Annotated in this window: 18 protein-coding genes; 3 read left to right on the plus strand and 15 right to left on the minus strand. The window is 46.1% G+C overall.

The features are described from left to right. Positions 1–6: 6 nt before the first annotated feature. Positions 7–768, minus strand: coding sequence for a flagellar motor protein PomA (pomA, locus tag NL646_RS16920; RefSeq protein WP_005482965.1), 762 nt, complete (start codon positions 766–768; stop codon positions 7–9). 261 nt (positions 769–1,029) lie between these two features. On the opposite strand from pomA, the gene xseB reads away from it, so the two are divergent. From xseB to dxs, 3 genes are read left to right on the plus strand one after another with little or no spacing between them, the layout of a single operon-like run. Then, on the plus strand, positions 1,030–1,272 hold the full coding sequence (gene xseB, locus NL646_RS16925; RefSeq protein WP_005381566.1) for an exodeoxyribonuclease VII small subunit: 243 nt from the start codon (positions 1,030–1,032) through the stop codon (positions 1,270–1,272). A gap of 21 nt (positions 1,273–1,293) precedes the next feature. Further along, the gene (gene ispA, locus NL646_RS16930; RefSeq protein WP_025504998.1) at positions 1,294–2,178 is read left to right on the plus strand and encodes a (2E,6E)-farnesyl diphosphate synthase; all 885 of its coding nucleotides are present in this window, start codon (positions 1,294–1,296) and stop codon (positions 2,176–2,178) included. Between the two features lie 20 nt (positions 2,179–2,198). Continuing rightward, a complete protein-coding gene (dxs, locus tag NL646_RS16935) occupies positions 2,199–4,064 on the plus strand; it encodes a 1-deoxy-D-xylulose-5-phosphate synthase (RefSeq protein ID WP_025570585.1) in 1,866 nt (621 codons plus the stop codon). Positions 4,065–4,140: 76 nt separating this feature from the next. Here the strand turns inward: dxs and pgpA are convergent, their stop codons facing one another. From pgpA to NL646_RS17005, 14 genes are all read right to left on the minus strand, one after another. Next, positions 4,141–4,647 (minus strand): phosphatidylglycerophosphatase A, encoded by a 507-nt coding sequence (gene pgpA / locus NL646_RS16940; protein ID WP_253664472.1) that lies wholly within the window; start codon positions 4,645–4,647, stop codon positions 4,141–4,143. Positions 4,648–4,684: 37 nt separating this feature from the next. Then, the gene (thiL, locus tag NL646_RS16945; protein ID WP_025570589.1) at positions 4,685–5,650 is read right to left on the minus strand and encodes a thiamine-phosphate kinase; all 966 of its coding nucleotides are present in this window, start codon (positions 5,648–5,650) and stop codon (positions 4,685–4,687) included. A gap of 83 nt (positions 5,651–5,733) precedes the next feature. After that, positions 5,734–6,201 carry a transcription antitermination factor NusB gene (gene nusB, locus NL646_RS16950; protein WP_005456038.1) on the minus strand — a complete coding sequence of 156 codons (468 nt, stop codon included), beginning with the start codon at positions 6,199–6,201 and terminating at the stop codon, positions 5,734–5,736. Continuing rightward, complete coding sequence (gene ribE / locus NL646_RS16955; RefSeq protein ID WP_005440184.1) at positions 6,201–6,671, minus strand: 6,7-dimethyl-8-ribityllumazine synthase; 471 nt, start codon at positions 6,669–6,671, stop codon at positions 6,201–6,203. Before ribE ends, nusB begins: the two co-directional genes overlap by 1 nt. Before the next feature lie 169 nt (positions 6,672–6,840). Then, a complete protein-coding gene (ribBA, locus tag NL646_RS16960) occupies positions 6,841–7,950 on the minus strand; it encodes a bifunctional 3,4-dihydroxy-2-butanone-4-phosphate synthase/GTP cyclohydrolase II (RefSeq protein ID WP_020840184.1) in 1,110 nt (369 codons plus the stop codon). Between the two features lie 169 nt (positions 7,951–8,119). Continuing rightward, entirely contained in the window at positions 8,120–8,773 is a 654-nt protein-coding gene (locus NL646_RS16965) for a riboflavin synthase (protein WP_005483039.1), read from the minus strand. Positions 8,774–8,785: 12 nt separating this feature from the next. After that, on the minus strand, positions 8,786–9,910 hold the full coding sequence (ribD, locus tag NL646_RS16970) for a bifunctional diaminohydroxyphosphoribosylaminopyrimidine deaminase/5-amino-6-(5-phosphoribosylamino)uracil reductase RibD (RefSeq protein WP_253664473.1): 1,125 nt from the start codon (positions 9,908–9,910) through the stop codon (positions 8,786–8,788). Between the two features lie 7 nt (positions 9,911–9,917). Continuing rightward, a complete protein-coding gene (nrdR, locus tag NL646_RS16975) occupies positions 9,918–10,367 on the minus strand; it encodes a transcriptional regulator NrdR (RefSeq protein WP_005482986.1) in 450 nt (149 codons plus the stop codon). A gap of 127 nt (positions 10,368–10,494) precedes the next feature. Continuing rightward, positions 10,495–11,745, minus strand: a complete 1,251-nt coding sequence (locus NL646_RS16980; RefSeq protein WP_029863975.1) for a glutamate-5-semialdehyde dehydrogenase — start codon at positions 11,743–11,745, stop codon at positions 10,495–10,497. 17 nt (positions 11,746–11,762) lie between these two features. Then, positions 11,763–12,902 (minus strand): glutamate 5-kinase, encoded by a 1,140-nt coding sequence (gene proB, locus NL646_RS16985; protein WP_005483011.1) that lies wholly within the window; start codon positions 12,900–12,902, stop codon positions 11,763–11,765. A gap of 121 nt (positions 12,903–13,023) precedes the next feature. Continuing rightward, positions 13,024–13,413, minus strand: coding sequence for a sigma factor-binding protein Crl (crl, locus tag NL646_RS16990; protein ID WP_005455997.1), 390 nt, complete (start codon positions 13,411–13,413; stop codon positions 13,024–13,026). Positions 13,414–13,529: 116 nt separating this feature from the next. Then, positions 13,530–14,777, minus strand: a complete 1,248-nt coding sequence (frsA, locus tag NL646_RS16995; protein WP_005455935.1) for an esterase FrsA — start codon at positions 14,775–14,777, stop codon at positions 13,530–13,532. 91 nt (positions 14,778–14,868) lie between these two features. Beyond that, the gene (gene tet(34), locus NL646_RS17000) at positions 14,869–15,333 is read right to left on the minus strand and encodes an oxytetracycline resistance phosphoribosyltransferase domain-containing protein Tet(34) (RefSeq protein WP_005381590.1); all 465 of its coding nucleotides are present in this window, start codon (positions 15,331–15,333) and stop codon (positions 14,869–14,871) included. Positions 15,334–15,601: 268 nt separating this feature from the next. After that, positions 15,602–16,891, minus strand: a complete 1,290-nt coding sequence (locus NL646_RS17005) for an NCS2 family permease (protein WP_005456001.1) — start codon at positions 16,889–16,891, stop codon at positions 15,602–15,604. Positions 16,892–17,156: the final 265 nt, after the last annotated feature.

Genomic DNA, 17,156 nt, shown 5'->3' on the forward strand with positions numbered 1-17,156 from the left:
CCGCGATTACTCATCAATCTCAAGAGCACGTTTACCCTCGTTGAGGTAGTTCTTCAGGTAGCTGTCGATAACTCGTGGGTTTTGACCATCTTGAATGGCAAGTACGCCGTCCATGATCAAACGGCGGTTAAGCGTTTCTTGATCTCGGCGTAAAGAAAGCTTATCGGCAATTGGGAAGAACAGCATGTTTGACAACACCGCACCGTAAAGTGTGGTTAAAAGGGCTACCGCCATTGCAGGACCGATCGCTTTTGGGTCATCCATGTTCGAAAGCATCGCAACCAGACCAACCAGCGTACCGATCATCCCCATCGCTGGAGCAACGTCACCAAACGCTCGGAAGACACCCGTGCCTTGCGTGTGTCGCTCATCCGTCAAGGCAATGTCTTTTTGCAACGCAGCGCGAACCACGTCCGCATCGTGACCATCCACCAAAAGGTCAATGCCTTTCTGCATAAAGCTGTTGTTGATTTCCATCTCTTCCAGAGCGAGGAAACCGCCTTTACGCGCTGCATCGGCCATTTCAACAATCTTTGCGATGAGGTCTTCTGGCTCATCGGCTTTAAACATGAATGCCTTGCCTGCAATTTTCGCCGCACCAAAGAACTGGCCGAGCGTGAACTTCATCAATACTACAAATGCAGAGCCACCTACTACGATAAGGATCGATGTAACGTCGACGAACATGCCGATACTGCCACCTAGCACCATTGCCATGATGACGAAGGCAAAACCACCGATCAAACCTATTAGGGTTGCTAAATCCACAAAGCACTCCTCACGCTATTTAAATACTGCCGTTAGGCGGATTATTACTTGTATCGACAACTAGAACAGATTTTTTAGGAAAATCTTAGCTAATAGATCACAAATTAACGCCAACAACCTTAACTAAAATATGGGGTTTGTCTAATCAGACCCGTTTAGAGCCAATTTTGTGACAATTATGTAAGGTTAAATTTGACCAAGTAACTACGCTAAGGTAACTTTCGTGCATCCTATTCAAGGCTTGATTAAGGCAGAAAAAAGATGGCGGTCAAGAAACCAGAAAACATGACCTTCGAAGCAACCATTGAAGAGCTTGATAGCTTGGTTGATCAATTAGAAAACGGCGATCTTGCCCTAGATGATGCCTTACGTAAATTTGAACGAGGCATTGCCTTAGCTCGTGCTGGCCAAACCAAACTGAGCGATGCAGAACAGCGCGTAAGCATTCTTCTTAGCGAAGATGACGAAGCCCCTCTTAGCGACTTCAAACCAGATTCAGAATAACCATCAGTAGTGAGCAATGTGATGCAACAGACATTGACGTCTTTCCAAGAAAGAAACAATCAGCAATTGAATTTGTGGCTAGAACAGCTTCCATATCAAGAGCAGCCATTGATTCAAGCAATGAAATACGGCCTTTTGTTAGGCGGCAAACGCGTTCGCCCATTTCTTGTTTACATCACAGGTCAAATGCTCGGCTGTAAACCTGAAGATCTAGACACTCCAGCTTCAGCCATCGAGTGTATTCATGCCTACTCGCTCATCCATGACGATCTTCCTGCTATGGATGATGATGATCTGCGCCGAGGTCAGCCAACCTGCCATATCAAATTTGATGAAGCGACCGCCATTTTAACCGGTGATGCCCTACAAACTCTTGCTTTTACCATCATTGCTGACGGTCCGTTGAGCACAAGCGCAGAAAACCAACGTGTCAACATGATCAAAGCGTTAGCTCACTCCTCTGGTGCGAACGGCATGTGTGTCGGCCAAGCATTGGATTTGGGTGCGGAGAATCGCCAAGTTTCTCTTGCAGAAATGGAAGAGATACACCGTAAAAAAACCGGAGCTCTGATTGATTGTGCGGTAAAATTAGGTGCTCTGGCCGCTGGTGAAAAAGGTATCGAGGTTTTACCTCATTTAGAACGCTATTCAAAAGCAATTGGTTTGGCGTTTCAGGTTCAAGACGATATTCTTGATATCATTAGTGACACAGAAACATTGGGTAAACCTCAAGGTTCAGACCAAGAACTGAACAAAAGCACTTACCCATCCCTGCTGGGTTTAGAGGGAGCCATTGAGAAAGCTCACACTCTATTACAGGAAGCACTTCAAGCATTGGAAGCTATCCCATACAATACTCAGTTACTCGAAGAGTTCGCCCGATACGTCATCGAGCGCAAAAACTAACACTATAAGCGCGCATTTATATGACTCTTGATATTTCAAAGTACCCAACACTGGCGTTAGCAAATACACCGGAAGAGTTGCGTCTTCTTCCAAAAGAAACATTACCAACTCTGTGTGATGAGCTGCGAACGTATCTGCTAAATTCAGTGAGCCAATCTAGCGGACACTTAGCGTCTGGCTTAGGCACCGTAGAGCTAACTGTGGCTCTGCATTATGTTTACAACACACCCGTAGATAAACTTATCTGGGATGTTGGTCATCAGGCTTACCCACATAAAATTTTGACGGGTCGTCGCGATCAAATGCCAACGATTCGTCAGAAAGACGGCTTACACCCTTTCCCTTGGCGCGAAGAGAGCGAGTACGACACGCTATCAGTTGGTCACTCTTCTACTTCCATCAGTGCAGGGCTTGGCCTAGCCATCAGCGCTCAAAAAGAAGGTAAAGGTCGTAAAGTCATCAGTGTGATTGGTGATGGTGCGATTACTGCAGGCATGGCATTCGAAGCCATGAACCACGCAGGCGATGTTCATCCTGACATGTTGGTGATTCTGAACGACAATGAAATGTCGATCTCAGAAAACGTTGGTGCTCTAAACAACCACCTAGCGAAAGTGCTTTCCGGTAGTCTTTACACCTCTATCCGTGAAGGTGGGAAAAAAGTGCTATCAGGTGTACCACCAATCAAAGAACTGGTTCGTCGCACTGAAGAACATCTAAAAGGCATGGTTGTCCCTGGCACTCTGTTTGAAGAGTTTGGCTTTAACTACATTGGTCCAATTGATGGGCACGATGTGAATGAGCTCGTTAAGACACTGAAGAACATGCGTGAGCTTAAAGGCCCTCAGTTCCTGCACATCATGACCAAGAAAGGTAAAGGTTATGAGCCAGCAGAGAAAGATCCTATTGGCTACCACGGCGTCCCTAAGTTCGATCCAAGCCATAACTGCTTACCAAAAAGCAGTGGCGGCAAACCAACTTTCTCAAAGATTTTTGGTGACTTCTTATGTGACATGGCTGCGCAAGATCCTAAGCTAATGGCAATTACGCCAGCAATGCGTGAAGGTTCTGGCATGGTGCGTTTCTCGAAAGAGTACCCAGACCAATACTTTGATGTGGCAATTGCAGAGCAACACGCTGTGACACTTGCGACAGGTATGGCAATTGCTGGCGATCATCCGATCGTGGCTATCTACTCAACCTTCTTGCAACGTGGTTACGATCAGCTTATCCATGACATCGCTATCATGGACTTACCAGTAATGTTCGCTATCGACCGCGCAGGTTTGGTTGGTGCAGATGGTCAAACACACCAAGGTGCCTTTGATCTTAGCTTTATGCGCTGCATTCCTAACATGGTGATCATGGCACCAAGCGACGAAAACGAATGTCGCCAAATGCTGTACACAGGTCATAAGCACACTGGACCAAGTGCCGTACGTTATCCTCGTGGTAGTGGTATGGGTACAGAGATCGAAAAAGAGTTTACCGCTCTTGAGATTGGTAAAGGTCGAGTGGTACGCAAAGGTGAAAAGGTGGCAATCCTGAGCTTCGGTACTTTCTTACCGAATGCACTAGAAGCAGCTGAAAACCTCAATGCAACGGTTGCTGATATGCGTTTCGTCAAACCTCTTGATGAAGCATTGATTCGCCAACTCGCTGATGAACATGACGTTCTTGTCACGCTAGAAGAGAACGCAATCGCAGGTGGTGCTGGTGCAGGTGTTATTGAATTTATGATGAAAGAGAAAATCATCAAACCAGTACTCAATCTTGGTTTACCTGATAAATTCATCCATCAAGGTACTCAAGAAGAGCTTCACGATGAACTTGGTTTGGACGCAAAAGGGATTGAAAAATCCATTGCGGAATACCTTGCGAAGTAAGCAATTAAATAGCAAAAAGGGATGCCAGTGGCATCCCTTTTTAATTCTTGTTGTTCTTCGAGTGATAGGTGATGTACTAACTCATCCAACCCGCATACTTTGCAACGAGAAACAAAGCAATACCCGCCATAATCCCCGCCACAATATCATCGAGCATAATGCCAAGCCCGCCATGGATGCGTTTGTCTAACCAACCTATTGGCCACGGTTTGACCATATCGAAAAAGCGGAAAAGAATGAAACCTGTCAACAACCATTTCCATTCCGTGATAGGAATATTCAGGGCTGGTACAATACTCATGGTGATCCAAAAGCCCGCAAACTCATCCCAAACAATTGAGCCGTGATCATGCACCTTCATATCATCCGACGTGACTTGGCAGATTTTGATGCCGATCACGCACGAAAGTAATACCACAACGACATAAGCCAGAAATGGCTGCTGCGCCAACAACAGAAAAAACGGAACCGCAGCAAGCGTCCCCATTGTTCCAGGAACTACTGGCGACAAACCACTGCCAAACCCCGTCGCCAACAAATGCCACGGGTTCTTTAATGAGATCAGAGAAAGAGGGTTGGTCATATCCTTAAACCTATACTGCTAGTTTAACTCGATGAGCTTATTTAAAGTGGTCGAAACCACTTAAATCCCAGTCGAGAGGTTGGTTGTTATCGTGAAGCTCAAACGTTCCATTTGGTCTAATTTGGCCAATGCACGTCACTTTGCACCCGCTATAAGACAAAGCACTCTGCAAAGAACCTCGATTTTGTCCTGATACAGTGAAACACAACTCGTATTCTTCACCGCTAGATAAAGCATACTGCTGTGCGCTGACCTTATCATCTAAAAATTGTACCAGCTCTGAAGAGATTGGTAATTGAGACACATCGATACTCACACCAACTTGTGAGCGTTTTAAAATATGTTTGATATCCGAAATCAGGCCGTCTGAAATATCAATCGCCGAAGATGCTAATCCTACCAAAGCTTGCCCTGCTAACACTCTCGGAGTACTTAGGTAGTGGGCTTTTTCTAGTTCATCAGCACCAATGCGACTGCGAAGTGTTTCATCTAAGATGACATCCAGCCCTGCTTTTGCGTCACCCAAATTCCCCGTGACATACACCCAGTCCCCGACTTTCGCGCCAGAGCGAGTCAGCGCTTTGCCCTCAGGCACAAAACCTTGCACTGTCAGTGTTAAGCTTAATGGGCCTTTCGTTGTATCACCGCCGATTAACTGAATACCAAAGTAATCCGCCAGTTCGAAAAACGCATCACAGAAGGGTGCGAGCCATTCTTCATCCGCTTCAGGCATGGTCAATGCAAAGCTTACCCAAGCAGGTGTTGCGCCCATGGCAGCTAAGTCGCTGATGTTGGATGCAAGCGCCTTGTGAGCAACCCAAGCAGGGTTCGCGTGAGGAAGGAAATGGGTTCCAGCAACCAAGGTATCGGTGCTGATAGCAATCTGTACATTTGCTGGCGCCTTAACGAGAGCGCAATCGTCCCCTGCGGCGAGGTGTACGTCTTTGCGCTGGTTTTGTCGGCCAACAAAATACTTATCAATCAGGTTAAATTCACCAGACATAATTCATTTATCTTTTCATGCCAATGGCATTGATATCATACAAAAAAGGTCAGCATGTGCTGACCTTTTTATTGAAGAAATCGTTATTTCTTACGTACGTGTGGTGCGGCTTTATCTAGCACACCGTTCACGAATTTGTGGCTGTCTTCTGCAGCGAATACTTTAGCAAGTTCAATCGCTTCGTTGATTACCACTTTGTAAGGAACATCTTCGCGACGAGTCATCTCGTACATAGCAAGGCGAAGAAGAGCAAGTTCCATCATATCTAGATCCTGCATAGGACGAGATACGTAAGGACGAATTTTGCTATCTAGCTCAGCGTGGCTAAGTACAACACCGCTTAATAGTTCACGGAAGTAAGCAACGTCTGTTTCTGGAGCAGCAAGTGCTGGCTCAGATGCACGAAGTTCTTCTTCATCGTATTTGTCGCCAGACAAAAACTGTTCTTCAATCGTGGCAACATTCTCTTTAGTAATTTGCCATGAGTAGATCGCCTGTAGAGCGAATTGACGTGCGTTACGACGTGCGGCTGGTTTCACACTGGCCCCCATTAGGAATCAATTTCAGATAGTACATTAATCATTTCAAGTGCGCTTAGTGCAGCCTCTGCACCTTTATTACCAGCCTTGGTTCCTGCGCGTTCAATCGCTTGATCGATAGTATCAACAGTCAGCACACCGAATGCGACTGGAAGACTGTATTCCAGAGACACTTGTGCTAGGCCCTTGTTACATTCACTACAAACATAATCAAAGTGTGGTGTACCGCCACGGATTACTGTACCTAGAGATACGATCGCATCGTATTTACCAGTTTTAGCAACACGTTGAGCTACTAGAGGTAGTTCTACGGCACCTGGACAACGTACAACAGTGATGTTGTCTTCGCTTACTTGTCCGTGACGCTTTAGTGTATCGATCGCACCAGAAAGTAAGCTTTCGTTAATAAAACTGTTGAAGCGAGAAATAACGATAGCAATTTTTGCATTTGGCGCTGGGAAGCCACCCTCGATCACTTTCATAAGCTTTCCTTTAACTCTATTTATAAGTGAAATTTGTTCATCAAGTGAGAATCGCCGGATTCTAGCACAAATTTGTGAGCAATATCTAATGGAAATTGGCCGCGTGTCACGAGTTCCTAGTCCACACCAAAATAGGTGTGCATGGGACTAGGAACTTATCGTTCACTTCTTATTCGCAAACGTATTCAACCACATTCAGGCCGAAACCGCCCAATGCATGGTATTTTTTGTTGGTCGAAGACAGAAGACGCATATCGTGAACACCAAGGTCTGCAAGAATTTGCGACCCCACTCCCACGCGGCGAGACGTGCCCTGCTTTTTCGCTAAAGTCGGTGCTTCGCCTTTATCTTGTGCTTCGAACATCTTCACGCGGTGGATGAGCAACTCGGTTGATTCTTCATTGCCAAGAACAACCAGAACACCACCTTCTTCACCGATACGCTTCATCGCTCTATCCAGTGTCCAGCTGCGCTCTGCATTGCGGTCACTGCGTAATACATCGGTGAATACGTCTTGTAGATGCACACGAACCAGCGGCGCTTCGCCGGCCAAATCACCTTTGCACATCGCGTAATGCACTTGATTATCGATGGTGTCTTTGTAAGTCACCAAAGTGAACTCACCGTGTTCAGTTGGCAGTTTGCATTCTGCTACACGCTCAATGGTCGTTTCTGTGTTGTTGCGGTATTCGATAAGGTCCGCAATAGTGCCTAACTTCAAGCCGTGTTTTTCAGCAAAGATTTCAAGATCAGGGCGGCGAGCCATGGTGCCGTCGTCGTTTAGAATCTCAACAATCACAGAAGCAGGCTCAAGCCCCGCAAGGCGAGCTAAATCACAACCCGCTTCGGTGTGACCAGCGCGAGTCAATACACCACCATCTTGCGCAGCAAGAGGGAAAATATGCCCCGGTTGAACCAAGTCTGCCGCTTTTGCGTTTGGCGCAACCGCAGCTTGAACGGTACGTGCGCGGTCAGCCGCTGAAATACCCGTGGTTACGCCTTCAGCAGCTTCGATAGAAACGGTAAAGTTAGTGGTGTACTGCGCGTTGTTGTCTTGCACCATTGGCGGCAAGCCGAGATTTTCACAACGCGCTTTAGTCATGGTCAGACAGATCAAGCCACGACCGTAAGTCGCCATAAAGTTGATCGCTTCCGGCGTAATATGCTCGGCAGCCATGATCAAGTCACCTTCATTCTCACGGTCTTCATCATCCATTAGGATGACCATCTTGCCTGCGCGAATATCATCAATAATTTCTTGTGGTGTACTGATTGGCATATTCTGTTTCCCGTTATTCTAAAATTTATTTTCCGACAGCAATGCGTGAAATCTTATTGCAATGGTAATGACATCAACAGTTTGAGCCTTGCACAATGCAAGTCAATTGCCCTAACGATGTTCTGTGAATCCGGTCTGTTATGGCAATTATCGCAACGTGGCTGAGCGCTTACGCAAAGCCATTTTGTTGTAAGAAGTCCATGGTGATGCGAGATTCAGGCTGCTCTTCTTGCTGACCTTGCAGCAAGCGTTCCATATAACGCGCCAACACATCCACTTCTAAATTCACTTTGCGGCCCACTTGGAACTGGTCGATGGTGGTTTCTTCACTGGTGTGAGGCACAATCGTCAGTTTGAATGCGTTTTTACGCAAATCATTCACCGTTAAGCTGATACCATCAACGGTGATAGAGCCTTTTTCTGCCACGTACTTGCTGATCTCAGCAGGCATCGCGACCCAAAACTCTATCGCACGACCAACTTGATTGCGCTCCACAATTTCACCCACGCCGTCCACGTGTCCAGATACAATGTGTCCGCCAAAACGTGTCGTCGGCAGCATGGCTTTTTCTAAGTTAACCTTTTCGCCTACTTGGTAGTTTGCAAAACCGGTTTTTTTCAAGGTCTCGAGAGACAAATCCGCGCTGTAGTAATTGCTTCCAAAGTCAATCACCGTTAAGCACACACCATTAGTTGCGATGCTGTCGCCTAACTTTACGTCAGACATGTCTAACTTACCTACTTCTACCGTAACGGTAATGTCTTCGCCTTTTGGCGTAATCGCAGTTAATTTACCAACTGCTTCTACAATTCCTGTAAACATAGTGCTTCTTTTCTAAATTTCTTTACGTACAAGGGTGGCGGTAATACGGATATCTCTGCCCACCATTCGCACATCAGTAATATTTAAATCGATGACCTGCGCCATCTCCGTCAATCCCAGCGCGCCAATTAAACCACGTCCATCGCTTCCCATTAGTTTCGGAGCGAGATAGACAATCAACTCATCTACAAGGTTAGCTTTGATTAGAGAACTCGCGAGCGTCGCGCCAGCTTCCACCCATAAATGGTTGATATTATGCTGAGTCGCGACCGCTTTTAGGGTCGCAGCTAAATCAATTTTTCCGCTTTGGTCTAGTTGTGGACAAACATCGCCTTCGCTGCTGACAATAATTCGCTCACCTTCGGTCCTGAACAGTTTAAGGTCATCACTCAGTTTCTGTTGACGGTCGAGTATTACCCGTGCAGGTTGGCGAACTTCCGTCAGCTCATAGTGCGCTTGAACACTCTGCGGCAAATCATCCCAACGAACGTTGAGAGAAGCGTTATCATCCATCACTGTTTTGCTTGTAGACAGAATGCCACCGCTTTGCGCTCGATAACGCTGCACGTCTTGGCGAGCCTGTGGGGAGGTGATCCATTGGCTCTTGCCATTACTTAGCGCACTCTGTCCATCTAAGCTTGCTGCCATTTTTAATTGGATAAATGGCATGCCTGTTTGCATGAATTTGATGAAGCCACGATTGAGCTCAATCGCATCGTTTTCTAACAATCCAACCTGAACCTCAACCCCGGCTTCACGTAGCATTTGGATGCCACGTCCAGCCACTTTTGGATTCGGATCTTCCATCGCACACACTACTCGCGCCACTTTGGCTTTTATCAGCCCTTCAGCGCAAGGTGGCGTGCGTCCATAGTGAGAGCACGGTTCAAGGGTAACGTATGCCGTTGCACCTTCGGCTTTATCACCAGCCATACGCATCGCGTGCACTTCAGCATGCGGCTCTCCAGCGCGATGATGATAACCTTCACCAACGATCACGCCATCACGAACAATTACGCAACCGACGTTCGGGTTTGGAGCCGTCGTATAAATGCCGCGTCGAGCTAACTTAAGCGCACGCGACATCATTGAAAAATCTTGAGGAGAAAATGGAGACGCAGAAGTGTGTTGAGGCATGATTTAATCAGTCTTCAAGGCGGGCAATTTCTTCGCCGAATTCACGAATATCTTCAAAGCTACGATAAACCGATGCAAAACGGATGTAAGCCACTTTGTCGAGCTCTTTAAGCTGATCCATAACCAAGTTACCAATCATTTGGCTCGGTACTTCACGCTCACCAGTTGCGCGGAGTTGCGACTTAATCATACTGATTGCAAGCTCGATAGAGTCGGCACTTACCGGACGTTTCTCTAATGCGCGCTGAATGCCACCGACCATTTTATCTTCATCGAATGGTTCACGATTGCCATTCGACTTAATGACTTTAGGCATGACCAATTCTGCCGTTTCAAACGTAGTAAAACGTTCACTACAGGCTAAACACTGGCGGCGACGACGGACTTGATGACCATCCGCAACCAATCGGGAATCAATTACTTTTGTATCGTTCTCTGAACAAAAAGGACAATGCATATCACCTCCAAATAACGTGCCATTGGGGCCGTCCCAAAAGCCAGACTAGTGTAGCGGAATTGATATGTGAGAGAAAACAAAAAGGGGCACTAGTGCCCCTTTTTCAATCAATATCGAGTCGAATCTGTTAACTGCGTGCTAAGTAGTTCGCTTTGCCGACCCATTTGTAGCTTGTTAATTCTTCCAAACCCATCGGGCCACGTGCATGTAGCTTTTGAGTTGAGACGGCCACTTCAGCCCCCAAGCCAAATTGGGCGCCGTCAGTAAAGCGCGTTGCCGCATTCACATAAACTGCAGCCGAGCCCACCGAATTGATGAACAACTCTGAGTTAATCAAGCTGTTGGTCATGATTGCATCTGAGTGACTCGCATTGTGAACTCGCATATGATCAATCGCATCTTTCACGTCAGCGACAACTTTTACACCTAACGTGTAGCTTAGCCATTCGGTATCAAAATCACCTTCTGCGGCATCGCGAATTTGCGTAGCTTGAGCCATTAGCGCTTTCGCTTTTGGTTCTGCTACAAACGTCACTTTGTCATTCATTCGCTCGACAATCATTGGCAAGAATTTCGCCGCTACTTTCTCGTGAACAAGCAGTGTGTCTAACGAGTTACATGCCGAAGGGCGTTGAACTTTCGAGTTTTCAACCACGTTTAGCGATTTCTCTAGGTCCGCGGATTCATCAACAAAAATGTGACTGATACCAAAACCGCCGATGATCACTGGAATTGTGCTGTTCTCTTTACACATTTTGTGCAGACCCGCTCCACCACGTGGGATGATCATATCAACGTAGTCATCCAGTTTAAGCAGTTGAGAAACCAGCTCGCGATCTGGCTTTTCAATGTACTGTACTGAAGCGGCTGGCAAGTTTGCTTTTGCAAGGGCTGATTGGATAACTTTCACAAGTTCCATGTTAGAGAAAAACGTCTCTTTACCACCGCGTAGGATACTGGCGTTACCCGTTTTCAGGCACAGTGCGGCAATGTCGATGGTCACATTTGGACGCGCTTCATAAATCACACCCACAACACCAAGTGGTACACGGCGTCGAGAGAGAGACATGCCGTTTTCTAGCACTTTACTGTCGATTTCGCTGCCCACAGGATCGTTTAGGCTGATCACATTGCGAACATCATTTGCAATGCCCGTTAAGCGTTCTTCATTCAACAGTAGACGGTCTAGCAGCGCATCGGTCAGACCAGCTTCGCGACCAAGTTCGATGTCTTTTGCGTTTGCTGCCAAAATCGCAGCTGAGTTTGCTTCTAGCTCATCTGCGATGATCGCTAGAGCTTGGTTCTTTTGAGCAGTTGACGCCGTCGCCAATTCGAAAGCTGCATCTTTAGCAGCTTTACCCATATTCGTTAAATCCACGTTGCTTCCCTCAATTTCTATTCTTGAATGACGACAAGATCATCGCGATGAATCACTTCTGAGCCGTAGTCATGCCCCAAAATAGAGATGATGTCTTTACTGTGTTTGCCAGTAATTTTTGCCAAGTCTTCACTTGAGTAGGCGCTAATACCACGCGCAACCAGTTTGCCATGAGAATTTGTTACGCGAGCAACTTCACCACGGGCAAAATCACCGCTCACCTTGATGACCCCTTTTGCTAGCAAGCTGCTGCCTTTACCAACAACCGCATTTACCGCACCATCATCGATGATAATGTCACCCGATGCTGCAGGACCTGCGAGGATCCAACGCTTACGGTTTTCCAATGCTTCTGAACAAGGTAGGAAACGCGTACCTTGAGGCTCCGTGCTCAACGAGTCAAAAATTACGTTTGGCGCGCTACCTGCTGCGATAATAACTTCAATACCCGCGCGACGTGCGATGTCGGCTGCTTGAAGTTTCGTCGCCATACCACCCGTACCGAGTGTTGTACCGCTGCCGCCAGCAATTTTACGCAACGTGTCATCAATGGTTTTAACTTCTTTGATCAGCTCTGCATTCGGATCTTTTCGTGGGTCAGCAGTAAACAGACCTTTTTGGTCTGTCAGTAGCAATAACTTATCTGCACCACACAAAATACCCACTAAAGCCGATAGGTTGTCATTGTCGCCGACTTTGATTTCACTGGTGGCTACTGCATCATTTTCGTTCACGATTGGAATAATATCATTCGCTACAAGCGCATTGATGGTGTCACGCGCATTAAGAAAACGCTCACGATCATCCAAGTCAGCACGAGTCAGTAGCATTTGACCAATCTTGATACCGTAAATACCAAACAAAGACTCCCATGTTTGAATCAAACGACTCTGACCCACAGCAGCAAGCAACTGTTTGCTCGCCATCTCGTTGGGCAGTGCGGGGTATCCAAGATGCTCACGGCCTGCTGCAATTGCACCAGACGAAACCATTACCACTGAATGGCCTTGTTTCTTAAGCTCAGCACACTGACGCGCTAGCTCAACCATGTGAGCGCGATCTAGTGCCAATGTGCCGCCTGTCAGCACACTTGTACCCAGTTTCACAACGACGGTTTGTGGTTGCGAAACAACTGCGTTTTGTTGATTCGTTGTCATGATGTCTTCTGAAGTGAAAAACAAATAAAGAGAGGATGTTTTAACAATCAAATAGGGATTTAACAAGAGAAAAGGTGCGAAAACGCACCTTTTTGTTCAGTCGAAAAAGAAAACCGCCAAATCAGGCGAAATCAAATGACTCGGTATGATATTCCACTTCGAGTTTGAAGTGTTCAGCCAAGGTATCAATGAGCTTCTGATGAAAGGTACTTTGTGTAAAGTACACTTCCTCTACCACTTTTTGCGGCAGAGCTTCAGACACCCATTTCCCTTCTTTGTTGTATTTCCCAATATGGTACTTAGCGGTAAAGCCCCCTTCGATGGATTCTAAATCCATCCACCAGCCCCAGAACTCGCGTTTCTCAGGTGACTTTTTGTCGTCTACACAAACAGATAGACAATCAAAATAGTAGCGCCCTTCTTGTGATTGCGGTTCACGCAGGTAAGGCCCAATGGCCTTCAGCTTTGACATCAAGCGAAAGTGTGTTGGACCCTGAGTCGTCTCTGACATATGAATCTCCGTTTCCATATAGTTAAAGTAAACACCCAATAATGATTATTATTTTTTATTATCATGAGCTTATTTTTTGCTCAGGTATATCACTCTTAACTAAATTAGGAGATTTGTCATCTTAATAATTCATCTTCCAACCACTTTATCGCCAAATCGAGGGATTGCTCATATCCTTTTGTAATTGTCTTGGAACTGATCTTCTTCGCCTGCCCATAGTGGCTAAATAGCGCGACTAACTGGTTGTCACTGTAAGGCGAAACGGGGTCACCTTCTAAGCTCAGCGCTAAAATTGGCACCTTAGTTTTACGACTGCTCAAGAAGCCTTGAACTTTCAATGACCAAGCCATCATCTGCCCAGCCATGCTGTTGATATCAACTGCGCTTTTACCCAAACGAGAAGCCAGCATATCCAGGTACATCTTCGGCATTTTTTGCAGCTTTTTCGGCGAGGTAAACAGATCATGCACCGGTGCGCCTAGTGCCACACACGCTTTGATCTTTTCTTGCTCAAGAAAAGACAGACGAACCATGGCATTGCCACCAAAACGGAAACCGACCAAACCAACTTTGTGATGATCAACGTAAGGAATGGAATAAAGCTCATTCAACACAGCTTGATGAAGACAGCTTGAATCTTCCGTCAAAGGCCAATGAGAACTGTGTCCGACTGATGGCATATCGACGGTCAGCATTGCAATATCTTTAGGAGCAAAGTGATTGCGGAACAAACGCCACATGTCGGTTTGTAAACTGTCGAGTCCTGCACTCACCATCACAACTGGCAGCTGCTTATCGGTTCTTGGCAAATGCAAGTTAGCGATAATTTTGCGTTTTTGGTAAGGCACCTCAATTTGCTTGATGGTGTATTGAGTTTTCTCAGCCCCTTCAGAATAGGCTTTGTTTGCTAACACCTGAGCCTGAAGCGCCAAGTTGTCGTTTTTTAAATGAGGATAGCCCGCAATGCTGAAACACAACGATGCGGTAAACAGCTCGTCGGCAGCATCCTCACCTTTAAGATCATTGGCACGTCGTTGGTGTTCCATACCTAACTTGATCCACTCAAACGTCCAGTTACCGCTGTGATACCCCATCACAGTATCTAACCAATCATCGTGAGTACGAGAATGCGTTGACGAAGCAATGCGCGACAACACGCCTTCCATTTCAATTGGAGATAAGCCTTGCCACGCCCACTGCAAGCGACGCAAATGACGATACCAAGCACGATCTTCTTGCTGTTCTCGATCATCAAGAATCTTTTTGCTGGTTGGCATGTATTGAGTGAGCGCGGAGGTTTCTTTCGCTTGCTTATGTTTTACGAACAAAGTCTCGGAAAGATTTTTACTGACGTCTTCAGACATAGGAAGAACCTTTGGCTATTAGCATTAGCTGTAATGATAATAAAAAAAATGCCCCTATAAAGGGGCATTTCTCAATATTCTTCGCTAGCGATTACTTTTGCTTGCGATTTACTGGCTCTGCATACTGGATAGACATATCCCAAGGTTGCTCGATCCAAGTGTCTTGCGCGATGTCTACTACGTAGTCATCTAACAATTCTTTACCCGACGGTTTTGCACATACTGCAATCATTTTTGCTTTCGGGTACATTTCACGCAGTTTACGCGCTGTATCACCGCTATCTACTAGGTCTTCAACGATTAGGTAGCCTTCACCATCGCCTTCAGGTGCTTTAAGCACTGTCATATCACGTTGATGATCATGGTCGTAGCTTGAGATACAAATTGTATCAACGTAGCGAATACCCAGTTCACGAGCCAAGATAGCACCCGGTACTAGACCGCCACGGCTTACCGCCCAAATACCTTTCCATTGCTCAGCTGGCATCTGTTTCTCAGCCAGTTCACGGCAGTAAGTCTGCATCGCATCCCAAGTGATAATGAATTTTTTACTCATTGTAATAACCTAATAATTTGAAAATATGCATCCTCAAAATCTAGCGAAACGGCTTTAAAGCGGAATATTCACTATGCTCTCCAGAGGTCAGGAGACGAGGATTTCAAGCTGCGCAAACGATTATTCTACCGAAACACACCGTTAATACCAACGGTGATATCAAAATTCTCCGTCTATTACGCAGAAAAATCGAATTCAGTGAACAACGCTAAAAGCAAAAAGCCAGCACGAACAGCTTTTGCTGCTCGCGCTGGCTTTTTAAAAGTAATTACCCGGCCAGGTATTTAACGATGAAGATGGCAGACATAACCCAAACACTCATCGATACATCGCGGCCTTTGCCACTAAACAATTTGATAGCAGCATACGCAATAAAGCCTAGGGTGATACCTTCTGCAATAGAGAATGTAAGCGGCATCACAAGACAAGTTACAACAACTGGAGATGCTTCAGTTAGGTCACGCCAATCAATGCTCACCAAGCCAGAAAGCATCAAAATTGCTACATAGAACAATGCACCTGACGTTGCATACGCAGGGATCATACCCGCTAGTGGCGAGAACAATAGTGCAAGCAGGAAGAGTACACCAACAACCACTGCGGTTAGGCCAGTACGACCACCAGCAGCTACGCCCGAAACACTTTCAATGTATGAAGTCGTGTTTGACGTACCTAGCAACGCACCAACAGAAGTCGCTGTTGAGTCAGCAAGTAGTGCTTTGTTTAGACGAGGAATGTTGCCATTCTCATCCGTTAGACCGGCTTTTTGAGAAACACCAACGAGCGTGCCAGCCGTATCAAATAAGTCGACGAACAAGAAAGCGAACACAACAGAGATCATGCCGACTTCAAATAGACCCGAGAAATCCAATTGTAAGAATGTTGGTGCGATACTTGGTGGTGTTGACATGACACCGTTCCATTGCACATCACCAAATAGAAGACCAAGCGCCGTCACACCCAAAATCGCGATCATCACCGCACCTTTCACACCACGGTGAACAAGCGCGATAGTAAGGAAGAAACCAATCGCCGCCAACACTGATGGCAATGACGTGATATCGCCCATTGAAACCAATGTCGCTGGGTTATCAACCACAATACCTGCGTTTTTAAGGGCGATAAACGCCAAGAAAAGGCCAATACCTGCAGAAATGCCGGTGCGAAGCGAATGCGGGATCGAGTTAATGATCCACTCACGAATCTTAAAAATGCTCAGCAGAATAAACAAAACACCAGAAACAAACACTGCAGCCAGCGCGACTTGCCATGTGTAACCCATGCCTAACACAACGGAATATGTGAAGAATGCGTTTAAACCCATGCCCGGAGCCTGAGCAATTGGGTAGTTTGCGACTAAGCCCATAATGAAACAGCCAATCGCGGCGGCAAGACACGTTGCAACAAAGATCGCACCACGATCCATACCGGTATCAGACAAAATAGCTGGGTTTACAAAAATAATGTAAGCCATGGTAAGGAAGGTCGTAATACCTGCAATGATCTCAGTGCGCACATTTGTGCCGTTTTCACTAAGTTTAAAGAGCCTTTCGAGCATGATCGAATCCTGTAAAGGTAAAAAGTAAACGGTTGCGTAATCGATTGGCAGGAATTATAAAGTTATCAAATAGCAAATTCTAGATAGAATCATCACTCTAAAGCGATTTTTTCGCAGGATATGAAACCCATCCGTTAGTATTTAAAATCAAGAATGAATATAGCGCTTATTAAACAATAACTAACCGCTCATGTTCACTTTGCCTTCAATGCGTGCAAATTGAGCAATGTTCTAAACTTTCAAACAGAAATGGACGTTAAAGGGC

Source organism: Vibrio sp. Y20_XG_PY13, assembly GCF_024181925.1.
GTDB classification, from domain to species: domain Bacteria; phylum Pseudomonadota; class Gammaproteobacteria; order Enterobacterales; family Vibrionaceae; genus Vibrio; species Vibrio parahaemolyticus.